This is a genomic window from Collinsella aerofaciens, from assembly GCF_040915425.1.
Taxonomy (GTDB): domain Bacteria; phylum Actinomycetota; class Coriobacteriia; order Coriobacteriales; family Coriobacteriaceae; genus Collinsella; species Collinsella aerofaciens_BW.
Window position 1 is genome coordinate 1 of sequence record NZ_JBCPDN010000059.1, and the last position, 14,805, is coordinate 14,805.

The 14,805-nt window shown below is 59.4% G+C and carries 13 protein-coding genes; 4 read left to right on the top strand and 9 right to left on the bottom strand.

The window, feature by feature from the left end; genetic code table 11:
• Nucleotides 1-438 precede the first annotated feature (438 nt).
• Both cas1 and cas2 read left to right on the top strand, forming a co-directional pair.
• Nucleotides 439-1,329 (top strand): type II CRISPR-associated endonuclease Cas1, encoded by an 891-nt coding sequence (cas1, locus tag AB5164_RS08150; protein ID WP_347479031.1) that lies wholly within the window; start codon nt 439-441, stop codon nt 1,327-1,329.
• A 9-nt stretch (nt 1,330-1,338) separates the two neighbouring features.
• Nucleotides 1,339-1,656, top strand: a complete 318-nt coding sequence (gene cas2, locus AB5164_RS08155) for a CRISPR-associated endonuclease Cas2 (RefSeq protein ID WP_195445652.1) — start codon at nt 1,339-1,341, stop codon at nt 1,654-1,656.
• A 595-nt stretch (nt 1,657-2,251) separates the two neighbouring features.
• Here the strand turns inward: cas2 and AB5164_RS08160 are convergent.
• The 5 genes from AB5164_RS08160 to AB5164_RS08180 form a co-directional block, all read right to left on the bottom strand.
• Nucleotides 2,252-3,631 carry a sensor histidine kinase gene (locus AB5164_RS08160; protein WP_368143089.1) on the bottom strand — a complete coding sequence of 460 codons (1,380 nt, stop codon included), beginning with the start codon at nt 3,629-3,631 and terminating at the stop codon, nt 2,252-2,254.
• A 2-nt stretch (nt 3,632-3,633) separates the two neighbouring features.
• Nucleotides 3,634-4,317, bottom strand: a complete 684-nt coding sequence (locus AB5164_RS08165; protein ID WP_368143090.1) for a response regulator transcription factor — start codon at nt 4,315-4,317, stop codon at nt 3,634-3,636.
• Nucleotides 4,318-4,545: 228 nt separating this feature from the next.
• Nucleotides 4,546-5,124 (bottom strand): methylated-DNA--[protein]-cysteine S-methyltransferase, encoded by a 579-nt coding sequence (locus AB5164_RS08170; protein ID WP_368143091.1) that lies wholly within the window; start codon nt 5,122-5,124, stop codon nt 4,546-4,548.
• Nucleotides 5,125-5,527: 403 nt separating this feature from the next.
• Nucleotides 5,528-6,553 (bottom strand): aspartate-semialdehyde dehydrogenase, encoded by a 1,026-nt coding sequence (locus AB5164_RS08175; RefSeq protein WP_117766544.1) that lies wholly within the window; start codon nt 6,551-6,553, stop codon nt 5,528-5,530.
• 173 nt (nt 6,554-6,726) lie between these two features.
• Nucleotides 6,727-8,115, bottom strand: coding sequence for an aspartate kinase (locus AB5164_RS08180; protein ID WP_055252594.1), 1,389 nt, complete (start codon nt 8,113-8,115; stop codon nt 6,727-6,729).
• A gap of 103 nt (nt 8,116-8,218) precedes the next feature.
• Here AB5164_RS08180 and thrC point away from each other — a divergent pair, with 103 nt between their 5' ends.
• Together thrC and thrB are read left to right on the top strand one after the other, a co-directional pair.
• Nucleotides 8,219-9,736, top strand: coding sequence for a threonine synthase (gene thrC / locus AB5164_RS08185; RefSeq protein ID WP_368143092.1), 1,518 nt, complete (start codon nt 8,219-8,221; stop codon nt 9,734-9,736).
• Between the two features lie 203 nt (nt 9,737-9,939).
• Complete coding sequence (gene thrB / locus AB5164_RS08190; RefSeq protein WP_368143093.1) at nt 9,940-10,821, top strand: homoserine kinase; 882 nt, start codon at nt 9,940-9,942, stop codon at nt 10,819-10,821.
• Nucleotides 10,822-11,057: 236 nt separating this feature from the next.
• Here thrB and yihA read toward each other — a convergent pair whose 3' ends face one another.
• From yihA to AB5164_RS08210, 4 genes are all read right to left on the bottom strand, one after another.
• Nucleotides 11,058-11,648, bottom strand: coding sequence for a ribosome biogenesis GTP-binding protein YihA/YsxC (gene yihA / locus AB5164_RS08195; RefSeq protein ID WP_368143094.1), 591 nt, complete (start codon nt 11,646-11,648; stop codon nt 11,058-11,060).
• Between the two features lie 42 nt (nt 11,649-11,690).
• On the bottom strand, nt 11,691-12,428 hold the full coding sequence (mtnN, locus tag AB5164_RS08200) for a 5'-methylthioadenosine/S-adenosylhomocysteine nucleosidase (RefSeq protein ID WP_368143095.1): 738 nt from the start codon (nt 12,426-12,428) through the stop codon (nt 11,691-11,693).
• Nucleotides 12,429-12,551: 123 nt separating this feature from the next.
• Nucleotides 12,552-13,370 (bottom strand): pyruvate formate-lyase-activating protein, encoded by an 819-nt coding sequence (gene pflA / locus AB5164_RS08205; RefSeq protein ID WP_368143096.1) that lies wholly within the window; start codon nt 13,368-13,370, stop codon nt 12,552-12,554.
• A gap of 186 nt (nt 13,371-13,556) precedes the next feature.
• On the bottom strand, nt 13,557-14,411 hold the full coding sequence (locus AB5164_RS08210) for a DegV family protein (protein WP_368143097.1): 855 nt from the start codon (nt 14,409-14,411) through the stop codon (nt 13,557-13,559).
• Between the last annotated feature and the right edge of the window lie 394 nt (nt 14,412-14,805).

Sequence of the window (14,805 nt, forward strand, 5' to 3'; positions counted from 1 at the left end):
CCCGTACCCGTTCTGGCTGGATTAATGGATGGAAACGGGTGTTCTATCGGGACACACATTTTGTCCTATAAGCCCAGATCTACATCTGCGATTCATTTTTTCGAGACAAAATACGTCGGCACGTCGCGCTTCACGCAAGAAACGAGCCGTATTCGGCACAGCGATTTATGTACTTATCTTCACAATCGAATCAATCCTTAGGCGCAAAAACGCTCAAAAGGACCCGCCTAAATGCTATCCATAGCTACCGTTTACGGAATACTGGCTAACACTCGCCCAAAAAAGTTCGCCCCGCCCAATCCGAAGATTGAACGGGGGTTACTTTACGGGTAAGCCACTTAAGTGGCTCCCCTTGTCTGGAGCCGCGCCCTTCCCCAAGGTGAGCTGCTTTCGACTTAGCTGTATTGTAGCGCTAATGCGGGGAAGGTCGTCGACAAAATGGCCCAACGGACGATACTTATCCACAGCAAGGCCCACCTCTGCATCAAGAACGGCCTATTGATGATCACCGTGGACGACCGCAGCTCCACCATTCCCCTCGAGGACATTTGGGTCGTCATCGTCGAATCCCATCAAACCACGTTGACGGTCGCCTGCATGTCACAACTCAACGACGCGGGAATAGGCGTCATGATCTGCGGGCGCGATCATATGCCCAATGGTCTTATGCTCCCCATGGGCGCCCATTCACGCCATGCGCGCATCGTCGAGGATCAGCTTGCCATGAGCCTTCCGTTAAAAAAGCAGCTTTGGAAACGGATCGTGCAGGCAAAGATACTCAACCAAGCGGCGGTTCTCACAGAAATGGGGTTGCCTACAGGCCCTCTCCCCTCTTATGCCAAAACTGTTCTTTCGGGCGACACGGACAATCGAGAAGGCGCAGCTGCCTCCGCGTACTTTAAAGCCCTCATCACCGATGGAACAAGACGTAACAGTATGCAGAGCTCCGCCCTCGATTATGGTTACAGCGTCCTGCGTGCAGGCATCGGAAGAGCAGCCGTTAGCGGCGGATGGCTCGTATCCCAAGGGCTTCACCATCACAGCGTTTACAACGCATTCAATCTCGTCGACGATCTTATTGAACCGTTCCGCCCTCTCGTCGATCTAATTGTTATGAGCTACGGCGTTGCAGAGCCTTTGGGCCAGCGCGACAAAGCGTTGCTCGCTCGCGTGTTTGAGCACGTCATGACTATCGACGGAAAACGTTGCGGCTGTCAGCAGTGCATAGAGACAACGCTCTCTTCACTCAGAACTGCCGTTCTCGAAAAGGACCCTAAGAGGCTGTTGTTGCCCGAGCTAAGAGGGCTCGAGATGGTATCTGTTGAATAGGGAGGAGCCATGAGAGTTATGAGGTTATTGGTTCTGTTCGATCTTCCAACGGGAAGCAAAGCCGAGCGTCGGCAGTATAGCGACTTTCGAAAGTTTCTGATTAACGACGGATACCATATGGAGCAGTTTTCGGTGTATTCGCGCCTGTTGGTAACTCGCGAATCCGCAGCGGCGCATATCGCTCGCCTTAAGCTGAATCTTCCAAGCGCTGGAGAGGTCACCGTTATCGAAATGACCGAAAAGCAATACGAAGACCGAATGGTCCTTCTGAGCGAGCACAAGGAGCAGCCCGTTGAGCAGGGCGCGCAGTTAACGCTTGTGTTTTGACGTTGCCGTGCAGATCGGCGCAACCGTCTCGCATTGGATCGGGCGGCGTATACCTTTCCGAAACCCCGGCAACACGTTTTGCTTATCGGCATGGGTGCCGGCTTTGCCGGGCTCTTTATTGTCTGCGTCATGGCTTACCTGTTCAACATGGATAAGTCGATCTACGCCCTGCAAGAGTGAGCGCAGAAGGCCGTCCTGCCGCTGTCCCGGCGCTTAGATCCTGTCGCGTGGAACGTCCGTCCCGCAATTCGTTGCTAAACCGGGATATGCTTTCCGCAAGCGGCTCATCCGGAATCCGCATCCCGTTCCAAGGCGTCAAGCTGGGATGCAGTTTCCGTTGAAGGCATCATTCGGAAAGCGTGTCCCATTCCGCAGCGATATTCCGGGACACAGCTTCCGCTAGAGCCTTCAAGGGGAAACCGCATCCCATTCCGAGGCGTCAAACTGGGATACGGTTTCCGGAACGACCCTCCAGGGGAAAGTACGTCCTATTCCGAGACCTGAAACCGGGACGTACCCTCAGCCCATAGCCTCCTCCGTCGACGTTTCCCCAGATAAAACCTGTCAAAATAAACCTGTCCCTTTTTGGCAGGTTTTAGAAGCAGACGGTGAAGGCGATCTGATGATCGTGGCCGGATACGGTAGCGGAGCCGTCATGGGCCTCGGCGATGGCGCGCACGACGGATAGACCCACGCCCGAGCCGCCCGTCTTGGAGCTACGCGAGACGTCTGCACGGTAGAAGCGGTCGAACAGTCGGTCCAGGTCGCCTTCGGGCAGCTCGTCAACAGCATTCGATACGACAAGCTCGGCCGAGCCTTTGCCTGCACCGCGCGAAACGGCGCGCAGGCTCAGCTCGATCACGCTGTCCTCGCTTGCGTAGCGTGTGGCGTTGTCCAGCAGCAGCTCAACAACCTGCGCCACTGCCGCGGCATCGGCATGGGCCCGCACACCGCTCGCGATCGACGTCGACAGCCGCTTTCCGCGCGAAACCGCCACCGATTCAAACGGCGCCGCAGCCTTGTCCACGGCCTCCGAAAGATCGATCGCCGCCATGGTAAAGCCCGCCGAGCCCTCGTCCATACGAGCTAAAAATACCAGACGCTCCGTCAGCGCCGTCAGCCGCGCGACCTGCCCGTGAATGCTCTGCGTCCACTCGCTCTCGCCGCTCTCGATCTCTTGCACCTCATTGGCGGCATCAATCACGGCCAGCGGCGTCTTGATCTCGTGGCTTGCATCGGTAATAAAGCGCTTTTGCTTGCTGTAGCTCTCGACCATCGGCCGAATCACCGCGCCCGAGGCACCCGCCACAATTGCCAACACCGCCAGCCAGCCAATGCAACTAATCGCCACGCTCGCGCTCAAAAACGAATGAAAGCTTGCAAGCTCGCGCGAGCAGTCCACAAACACATAGGTGGTCTCGTCGCCCTGAACCGTAACCGTATAGCGGTAGTTACCAGAAAAGCCCGAGGTCCAACCCTTGGAATATAGTCCTGCAGCGATGCGTGCAGCACGCTTGGCACCCACCGCGGCAATGCGGGCCGTGTTGACATCGGTCACCTGCCCACCGGCAATCGACACCGTAAAGTAGCGCGTGTCGAAGGGAGACTCCGCCGTCATACCTTCAAAATGCCCATCGCGAACGGCTGCCCGGTTACCGGTAGCAACCTTGCCGGCAACCGCATCCTGACCGGGATCGGTCTTGGGCTCATCCGTCCAATCGATGCCGTCCTTGCCCGCCAAGATATAGTCCAGACGAGCGTCGGCCATCTTGCAGACATGCGAGTAGTTGACGATATTGATGCCGGCGATGATAAGCGTAAGCACGGCGGTCACGGCACCCATGGCAACCAGGATGAACTTACGACGCAGGCGACGTCCCATTGCACTGGCAGCATCGGCGCGCCCCGGATTACCTGAGTCCGCGCCCATGCCGAGTTTTGCCGTCGTGCGCTTCCACCACGCACTCGCGCTCACGCCTATTCGCCCTCCTCAACAACCTCGAGCGAATAGCCCTGGTTGCGCGATGCACGAATCGCAACGTTGGCACCAAGCGCCGTCAGCTTTTTGCGCAGGTACGAGATGTAGACCCACACCACGTTGGCGCCTTCGGGCGCGTCCTCACCCCAAACCCCGAGCATCAGACGCTCGGTGGGCATGCGCGTGCCGGCGTTGCGCATAAAGAGCTCCATAAGCTGAAACTCACGATTGGCCAGGTGCTCCTCGCCCAAAGGCCCAACGAGCGTGCACGATGCCGTGTCGAGACGCACGTTGCCCACGCTGAGCGTCGTGGCGTCAATTGCCGTCGCGGCACGCGTCATGGCACGAATACGCGCAAGCAGCTCCTTGGCGGCAAACGGCTTGGTCAGATAATCGTTGGCACCGGCATCCAGGCCCTCGACCTTATCGGACACCTCGCTTTTTGCCGTGAGCATAATGATGGGCAGACGCTTACCGGCGGCGCGTGTGCGCTTGAGCACCTCAATGCCATCCATGCCGGGCATCATGATGTCCAGGATTGCGGCGTCGTAATCGTTGGTGAGTAGATACTCGAGCGCCGTCAGGCCGTCGAGCGCGGTGTCGACCTCGTAGTCGCTATGTTGGAGAATCGCGGTAAGAGCGTGGGAGAGGCCGGGTTCGTCCTCGGCAAGCATCAACTTCATAGTTGCTCCTTTGGCGCATGGCTATACAGGTTTTGATACTGCCGATAATAGCGTACCGTCAACCGCCTTAGCGCAGCCTTAGCTGCTCAACCTGCGCGTTTTTAAATACGCAGGATATGGCTTAGCCAAACTTAAGGCGCACGTGTCGAGCGCTTTGACGCATGCCGAGCGCGAAGGGACAGTGACTCGTCCTTTCACGGCGTCTTAGTTATGCAAAGTGCTCGAGCGTTACTCCTCGTACGCGCCCTCAAGCCGCAGCAGCCACTCCTTGCGGTCGAGGCCGCCGGCATATCCGTTGAGCGAACCATCGGCGGCAACCACGCGATGGCACGGCACAATAATCGAAATGGGATTACGCGCGACCGCGGCCCCCACGGCACGGGGAGACGCAACGGGTGCTTCGTTTCCCGGTACACGATGTCGAGCCGCAACACGCTGGGCGATCTCACCATACGTGGCGACCTCGCCACGCGGAATAGAAAGCAGCTCGTACCAAACTTCACGCTGAAACGCCGTGCCAATCAAATGCAACGGCGGCGTAAACCGAGGTTCCTGCCCTGCAAAATAAGCATTCAACCAAGCCCAAGAACGCTCAAGTACCGACGAGGCAGCACCGTTTGTCGGATTCACCGAAGACATGCCGCCAGCACCAGAAACCGCATCGGCGCCTTCAACATGTTCGGAGTCTTCCCGGAGAAGCGTGGAGCCAAAGTGCTCCTGCCCCTCAAACCAAAGCCCCGTCAAACCGCGGCCATCAGCGGCAAGCAGGATTTCACCCAAAGGCGAAGCAAACGTCGTCGTGACCACCAGCGGCTCCTTTCAAAACTCCGCAACATAATACCGCGAATTGTGCAGACAACCCCAATCGACCCCAAAGCCACCTCAGGCAGCAGGCGCGAACGCGCCGCAGCTGCCGGCCGCGCTCCGCAGTCCCCCAAGGCGGCAGGCGCAAAGCGCCGAGGCCGCCGCCGGGGCCAGGGCCCGCAACGGCCACGTGCCCTCACATCAGCCCAGCGGCCCCAGCCAACAACGGCCCTATCGCAGACTGCTCGCAGCCGAGTCACCGCAGGCGGGGGCCGGGCTTAGCTTTCAGAACACTCCGCAGACCAGTGTGGCGCCTTGTCCGCGGCTCCGAAGGAGCAGGACAAGGCGCCACACATGGTCGAGGACGTTCTGAAAACTAAGCCCGGCCCCCGCCGGACAGGTCAACTTACTCGCAGAGCAGCTTAGCGATCTGGACGGCGTTGGTTGCCGCGCCCTTACGGATTTGGTCGCCGCAGCACCAGAAGGTGATGCCGCGCGCAGCCTCGGGGTTCGAGATGTCGCGGCGCACGCGGCCGACCCAAATCAGGTCCTGGTCGGAGGTGTCCATCGGCATGGGGAAGCGGTCGTGTGCATCCTCGGCAGCCATATCGTCAACCAGCTTGACGCCAGGAGCAGCAGCCAGCGCAGCACGGGCCTCTTCCACCGTAATATCGCGCTCAAACTCGAGCGTAATGCTCTCGGAGTGCGAACGCAGCACGGGCACGCGCACACAAGTGCAGTTCACGCGCAGCTCGGGCAGATGCATGATCTTACGGCCCTCGTTTTGCAGCTTCATCTCCTCGGAAGTAAAGCCCTCCTCCTTGACGCCGCCAATCTGCGGAATCAGGTTGCTCGCCAGCTGGGCGGCAAATGCGCGCGGCTCGGGAATCTCCTCGCCACGGCCCAGGGCGGCCAGCTGAGCCTCGAGCTCGGCCATACCGGGAGCGCCAGCACCCGAAGCCGCCTGATACGTCGAGACGATCATACGCTTTACGCCGGCAAGCTGATGCAGCGGCCAGGTGGGAACCAGGCCGATAATGGTCGCACAGTTGGGGTTGGCGATAAGGCCGTGATGCCACTTGATATCGTCGGCATTGATCTCGGGCACGACCAGCGGCACCTCGGGATCCATGCGGAAGGCATGGCTGTTGTCGACCACGACAGCGCCGCGCTTGACAGCCTCGGGCAGCAGCTCCTTCGCGATATCGTCGCCGGCGGCTCCGAGCACAATATCGCAGCCCTCAAAGGCCTCGGGGCAAGCCTCCTCAATCACGATTTGCTCGCCGCGGAACTCAACGGTCTTGCCCGCAGAGCGCGCGCTCGCCAGCAGCTTGAGCTTACCGACCGGAAACTCCTGCTCGTTGAGGCACTCGAGCATCTGGGTGCCCACGGCTCCCGTCGCGCCCAAAATAGCAACCGTGTACTGTTTCATGCTTCCCCCTTTAAAGGTTGTGGCTTTTGCCCGCACGCCGAGCAGGCCGATTATTGTTGCCAGTGTATACAAGAACGGGGCGGGCACGAAACCCGCCCCGTCGAAACGAAACCGAAACGAAACGCCCTGCCGTAGATTTTTGAGACATGACCCAAAAATCTACCGAGCAGTCGCTACTTTTTGAGCGCGGCCAGAGCGGGATCGACCGGCGCAGGAGCCTCCAGATCGGAGACCTTCACAATGCCGTTTTCGTCGGAGAAGGCACGGTAAATGGTCTGAATCGCTAGGTCGAAGTCCTTCTCCTCGACACCGATAATGATGTTGATCTCGTCACAGCTCTGCGAAATCATACGCACGCTCACGCCGGCCTGGCCAAGCATGCCAAACAGGTGACCCGAGATACCTGCGCGCCCGCGCAGGTTACGGCCGACGGTCGCGATAAGCGCCAGGCCCTCGACAACCTCGATCTCGAGCGGCTCGACCTCCTGCTGAATGTCTCCCACGAGCGAGTACAGCGAATCGTGCACGTCCTGCTCCTGCACCACGGCGCCAAAGCGGTCGACGCCGGTGGGCATGTGCTCGACGGAGACGTCATAGCGCTCGAACACCGATAGCGCGCGGCGCATAAAGCCGACGCGCGGCTTGGTGCGGTCGCGGGCGACGTTGATGGCGACAAAACCGCGCTTGCCAGTCACGCCGGTAATGATGGGCTCTGCCTCGCCCTCGTCAGCCGTCTCGCTAATGATGGTGCCGGGGTCCTGCGGCGCATTGGTGTTCTTGATGACCAGCGGAATGCCTGCCTCGCGCACGGGGAACACGGCTTCCTCGTGCAGGACGCTTGCGCCCATGTACGAAAGCTCGCGCAGCTCCTCGTAGGTAACGCGCGCAATGGGCTGAGCCTCCGGAACAATACGCGGATCCGCAGAATAGAAACCCGAGACGTCGGTCCAGTTCTCGTAAAGGTCGGCGCCCAGGCACTTAGCCAAAATCGAGCCCGAGATATCGCCGCCGCCACGATCGAGCAGCTTGATCTGGCCCTCACGCGTCGCGCCGTAGAAACCGGGCATAACAAAGCCGCCCTGCTGACCGTACTCCTGCACCAGCTCGGAGGTGCGGTTCATGCTGAGCGTACCGTCGTGATGGAACGCAACGACCGTCGCGGCATCCAGGAACGGCAGGCCCAGGTACTCGGCCATCAGGCGAGCGGTGAAGTACTCACCGCGGCTCACGAGCTCCTCGGTGGAGTAACCGCCCGAGCGGGCGCGCTCGGCAAAGGCCGCGAACTCCTCGCGGATGGGATAGGTAAGCTCCAGCTCGTCAGCAATATCAAAATAGCGCTGGCCAATGTCCTCGAGCAACTCCTCGCACGACACGTGATACTTAACGTGCGCGTTAACCAGGTAGAGCAGGTCGGTCACCTTGGTGTCGCCCTTAAAGCGGCGACCGCAGGCAGAAACCACCACAAAACGGCGGGCAGGGTCGGCATCGACGATGGCCTTGATCTTCTTGAAGTGTTCGGCGTCGGCGACCGACGAGCCGCCAAACTTGGCAATCTTAATCATGGGCTGGAGGTTACCTTTCTAAAAGCCTCTGCGAACCTATTTTGCGTGCTCTGATACCATGGTTTCACCGATTGGGACCAAGGCATCCGAGGAGCAGTGTTATATGGGAACTTATCATAGTACACGAGGACGCACTTTATCGTGCTCAAGTAAGGTGGCAATCCGTACCGGCATCGCTCCCGACGGGGGTTTGTTTGTCTCGGACGAGCTCGGCACCCAGCAGGTCGATATCAGCTCGCTTGCAGATAAATCGTACTTTGAAATCGCTCAAGATGTGTTGGGAATGTTACTGAATGATTACACGGCCGAAGAAATTTCGGCGTGTGTCGACGAGGCATACCGCGGCACGTTCGCGAGTGAAGAGGTTACGCCGCTCGTCAAACTCGACGCTGCGCCGGGCGCTGACGCCCCTCAGACCTATGTGATGGAGCTCTTTGGCGGTCCCACGAGCGCCTTCAAGGACGTCGCCCTGCAGATGCTCCCCCGCCTGATGGCCCGCACTTCCGCCAAGGACGGTGGCGCCGAGCGCATCATGATCGTCACCGCCACGTCGGGCGACACGGGCAAGGCCGCGCTCGCCGGTTTTGCCGACGCTCCGGGCACGGGCATCACCGTCTTTTATCCCGAGGGCAAGGTTAGCCGCGTCCAGAACCTGCAGATGTCCACGCAGGAGGGCGACAACGTCGCCGTCTGCGGCATCCGCGGCAACTTTGACGACGCTCAGAGCGCCGTCAAGCGCATCTTTGCCGATAAGGAGCTTGCCGAGCGTCTGGAGGCCGCCGGCACGGTGCTTTCGAGCGCCAACTCCATCAACGTCGGCCGCCTGGTACCGCAGGTCGTCTACTACTTTGCCGCCTATGCGCAGCTGCTGCGCGCCGGCGTCATCAAGGCCGGCGACGCCGTGGAGTTCTGCGTACCGACCGGCAACTTTGGCGATATCTTGGCCGGCTACTACGCCAAGCGCATGGGTCTGCCCGTCGCCAAGCTCGTCGTGGCGAGCGACAAGAACAACGTGCTTGCCGACTTCCTGACCACCGGCGTTTACGACCGTAACCGTCCGTTCTTCACGACCATCTCGCCGTCGATGGACATCCTCATCAGCTCCAACCTCGAGCGCATGCTCTACTTCCTGTCCGATGGCGACTGCGAACTCGTTGCCGGCCTTATGGAGCAGCTGGCACAGACTGGTCGCTACGAGGTTCCCACTGACCTGCTGGCAAAGATTCAGAGCGTCTTTGGCTGCGGTTGGGCCAACGAGGACGAGGTCCGCACTGCCATCAAGAGCTGCTGGGATGCGAACGGCTACGTGATCGACCCGCACACCGCCTGCGGCTATCACGTCTTCGAAAAGGTCGCCCCCGCCGAGGGCGCCAAGGCCCGCGTGCTGCTTTCGACCGCCAGCCCCTACAAGTTCCCGCGCGCCTGCTGCGACGCCCTGGGCCTCGACGTTCCCGAAGATGATTTTGAGGCTATGCGTGTGCTCGAGCAGGCCACCAACACGGTCGCCCCGACCCAGCTCGCCGAACTCGAATCCAAGCCCGTCCGTTTCGAAGACGTCTGCGACGTAGCCGACATGGCCAACTACGTAGAGTCTGCAGCAAAAAAGATGGCTTCCAAATAAACCCCTTATTAAGCGCCGGCGAAAGCCGGCGCACCTTCTTTCATCAGATAACCCCCGGGATGATGACGAACGCGCACAGCGTGCCTGGCTGTTTAGTTCGTCGCGAGTTCCGCACGCAAAGGAAAGCACTTAATGTGCTTTCCGTCTTGCGCAGGACTGCCCGAGCAGCGAACTAAACAGCCAGGCACGCCAGGAGGACTCACATGATCAAAATCACCGTCCCAGCAACGAGCGCCAACTTGGGCATCGGCTACGATACCCTCGGCATGGCCGTCAGCCTCTACTCGCACTTCACCTTCGAGCGCGCCGACAAGCTCACCATCACGGGCTGCCCCGAGGAGTTCCAAAACGAGAATAACCTGGTCTATGTGAGCTTTGTCGATGCTCTGGCCGCATGGGGCGAGCCGGCTTTTCCTGTTGCCATCGATATTCAGACCGACGTGCCCGTCGCCCGCGGCCTGGGTTCCAGCTCCACCTGCGTCGTCGCCGGCATTATGGCGGCCGCCGCGCTGACGGGCCACACCGTCGACCGTGCCGAGCTCGTCCGCATTGCCACCGAGGTCGAGGGCCATCCCGATAACGTCGCCCCCGCTATCCTGGGCGGCGCCGTCTGCTCCTTTACGCCGACCGATTCGCTTCCCCAGTGCCTGCGCTACGAGGTGAGCGATCGCTTGCGTTTTATTACCGTGATTCCGCCCTACGAGGTGCATACGAGCGAGGCCCGCAAGGTTGTGCCACAGGAGATTCCACTCTCCACCGCCGTATGGCAAATGGGCCGCATCGCCGGCATGACGCGCGGCCTGGAGACCGGCGACCTTGACCTGATTGCCGCCGCCAACGACGACCGCATCCAGGAGCCCTATCGCCGCCGCCTCATCCCCGACTACAACGCCGTGCGCGACACCTGCCTTAACGGAGGCGCCAAGACCATCTGGATCAGTGGCTCCGGCTCGACCCTCATGGCCGTGACTGACGACACCATCGTGGCAAAGTTCCTGCAGGTCAAGCTGCTCGAGCAGTTCCCCAAGTGCGACACGCATATCCTCACGTGCGACACGGAAGGCGCCCAGATCGAATACCTGTAGTCGCCGTCCCGTATACTCGCCGGGGAGGCCAGGGGCTTTGCCCCCAAATCGTCCTCGGACATGGCAGGACCCCCGCTGTGCACTTCGTGCGGCGGGGGTCCTGCCGTCCTGCGGAAAGATTTGGGGGCAAAGCCCCTGGCCTCCCCTATGTTAACTTCGCCGGCGGCGGCTACAGGGACCTACGCTCTGGAAAGTCGCCGGGCTGATGTTCTGCATTTTATTGATAGGAGCACTTATTAGAGGCAAGCCTCGGCGATGCGCTTTTTGAGTACGTCGATGCCCACGCCGGTCTGGGAGCTCGTGATGATCACATTCTCGGCAGGGACGTTGAGCTGCTTTTTGATGGCTGCTGCCTGGCGGGCCTGTTGGGTGCGGCTGAGCTTGTCGGCCTTGGTGAGGCAGACGATAAAGTTGAACTCGTTGCCCTGCAGGTAGTCAATCATGTCGTGATCGAGCTTGCTGGGGTCGTGGCGGATATCCACCAGAGAGACGACCAAGTTAAAGCTGCGCTCGGAGTCAAAGAAATCGCCAATGAGCTCGGCCCAGCGGTCGCGCTCGGCCTTGGAACGACGGGCGAAACCGTAGCCCGGCAGGTCCACAAAATGCACGTCGTCGGCCTCAAAAAAGTTGATGTTGCTCGTCTTGCCCGGCGTGCTCGAAACCTTGACCAGGTTCTTGCGGCCAAAGAGTTTGTTCATGATGGAGGACTTGCCCACGTTGGAGCGGCCGACGAAGCTCACCTCGGGACAGGTTGACTCGGGAATCTGCGAAACCTTGCCGTAGCTGGCGACGAACTTGGCAAGCTGGTAGTTAATTGAATCGGCCATGGACACTCCTTGGTCGTAGATTTTTACAAAACGGGCGCGCTATTACGCGGCGGCGATACGACGAACGATGTCAAGCGTGATGCCGCTCGCGGTGCGAGCGTACTCATCCAGATCGAACTCGCGCTCACAAAACGCGTCATATGCCTCGTCACAATTATCGCTGATAGCGCGCAGCACCAGGCAATCGACACCATTCTTGGCCGCGATGTGCGCAATTGCCGCGCCCTCCATCTCGACGCAATCGGCATGCGTGGCCTCAATCGCAGCGTTACGCATGGCGTCACCCGTAACAAAGCGGTCACCCGTGGCGATAGTGCCACACAGGAACTGCTTGGGGTCCTTCTTCGCAGAAGTCTCATCCGCCGAGGCATCCACAAATCCATGCTCGGCAAGCACGGCGGCGGCAACATCAGCCAACGCCGGCGTCGAGACAAACTCCTCGAGCCCCGGCGCGGACTCGGCGATGAGTGCCGTATCGGTATCCAGATAGCGCAGGCACTTGCCTATAACCACGTCGTTAATATGCAGTTTAGGGTTTAGGCCTCCCGCGATACCTGAAAACACAACGGCCTGCGGGGCGTATTTGCTGATGAGATGCTGCGTTGCGGCAGCGGCGTTCACGGTACCCATGCCAGCGGTCGTGGCGACCACCGTCAGACCGTCAAGCTCGCCGCTCACAACGGTCAAGCCCGCCTCCTGCGCCTCATGTGCGCCACTCAGCTCTTCTTTAATCTGCGCAACCTCTTTTTCGAGTGCACCGATGATTGCGATGGTAGGCATACCATCCCCCAAACCCGTGAAAACTGCTATCCACGGTATGGTACCAGCATTTTGACTCAACCGCGCAATACGAAGCCGCTAGACCAGCGCAGCGCGGGTATCGTAGAGGAGCAAAATGACTTGCTAGCCGATGGCGTTTTTTAGCTCCACGCGGCGCTTTTTCATGCCGGTCATAACTGCATTGCGCAGCTCGGGCATGCGCGCGGTATCCATCTGGGGCACGCCCTCAAGCTTATAGGGAATGCCCAGTTGCTCGTACTTGACGACGCCCATCGTGTGATACGGCAGCATTTCCAAGCCCACCACGTTATGCCACGGGGCAATCAGGCGACCGAGTGCCTCGCACTCCTCCACCGTGTCGGTAATACCCGGCACCACTACGTGACGGATAACGACCTTGATCCTACGACGCGCCAGCTCATCGCCAAACGCCAGAATGCGCGCAGGATCGCATCCGGTCAGCTTTTTATGCTCAACCGGATCGGCATGCTTAATGTCGAGCAGCACCATGTCGGTCTCGTTGAGAACGGCATCGAACTTCTCGGGGTGGTTGGGGTCAAACGCATATCCGCAGCTGTCAAGGCAGGTATGCACGCGGCCATCGGGGTTGTTGTGCATTGTACGGAACAGGTCGGCCAAAAACTCGGGCTGCAGAAGCGGCTCGCCACCCGAAACCGTAATTCCGCCGCTGCGGTAAAACTCATGGTTACTCTGGAACTCGTCCATGAGGTGCTCGACGGTCACCATGGTGCCGCCGTTAACAGACCAAGTATCGGGATTGTGGCAATACGCGCAGCGCATGGGACAGCCTTGGACAAACACTACGAAGCGGATGCCGGGACCGTCAACCGTACCCATCGTCTCAATCGAATGTACGCGACCCAGGGCAAACGCGGAGTCCTCGGGACGAGCGTCCACACCCTCGAGCGTCATCTCAGCCATTCCCGCTACCTTGCCTCTCTTTGGTTTTAGTTACATAAATGCCAGAGCCATTCTAGCCCATACGCATGATGGCGAAACGGTTTAGAGGTCAATTAGGTCGTCCTATTTGACTCCACGCAAAAGCGGCGGGAAGGTTGTCACAACCCGCCCGTCGCCGAGGCAATAGAAATCGATAGACGCCAGGCCTTACGCCTTTAGCGTGAGCACCGCACCGAAGGCGGTCGGACCGCAATGACTCGAGATGACGCCGCCGACCTGAGTCCAAGTAATATCCTTAAAGCCCAGGTCATGCGCATAGACCTCCATGTCGTCGCGCAACTCCTGGGAAAGGCCCACCGAATACGCCAGGCCAATGTGCGAGTAGTCAATCTCGCCCTTCGCAACCATGTGGTCAATAAAGGCGCGGGCGCATTTGAGCATAGAGCCGCGGAACTTCTTGGTTGCCACGAACTTGCCGCCCGTTACCTCAATGCAGGGCTTAATCTTGAGCAGATGGGCGCCAAGGAATGCCATGTTGGACAAGCGACCGCCCGCCTTAAGGAAGGCTAGGTCGGTAGGAACAAAGCCCAGCAGCACACGATCCATGACGGAATTCGTAAAAGCAAAGATCTCGTCGACGGTGGCATCGGGGTGAGCCTCGATGTATTTGGCGGTCTCGACGACAACGAGCGACTGGCCCACCGAGACAAAGCGCGTGTCCATGGAGAACACGTAGTCGCGGCCCTTAGCTGCAATCTTGGAGGACTGATGCGAGCAGGTCGTGGCCTCGGAGTACGCAAGATGCAGAATAGTCGCGTCGGGCTGCTCGGCATGAATGCGGTCATACACGTGAGCAAAATCCGCAGGCGCGCAGCCGCTGGTCTTGGGCATTACGCCAAACTCGTTGCAGCGTGAATAAATCTCGAGCGGATCGATCGAGCCGTCCTCGACGGTCTCGTCACCAATCGTGACATGCATGGGCACGCGCACGATGCCGTAGCGCTCGCAGAGCTCCGGCGTCACATCCGACCCAGACTCGACCACGATTACGTACTTGCCCATTATTATCACGACCCATCTCGACATTGGCTTTTCAATACATGGCACGCGCCGCCGCACTGTTGCACAACAGCGTCCAAGCGCCAAAGAGACGCCGCCCCTTGCACACAACAAAGGACAGCGTCTCCCTGGAAAACTCCGTGCTTATCTAGGATTCTACACGGTTTATTGAGGAGTGTTACTTATTCCGCAAACGGTAGCTATACGCGATAAACGGTAGTTGCCAAGAAAGTATCCCGTGCGTCCAGCCCATCAGGAGAGTTCCGCCTAGAGGGTGACTACACAGGACCCCAGCCGGGGCTGTTTGGGCTACCTCCCAAAACATTCCGCACTGATATCTTCTGTATTGAAGACGTCGATGATGCACCCGTATACCATTGACGTCGACACCATCAGA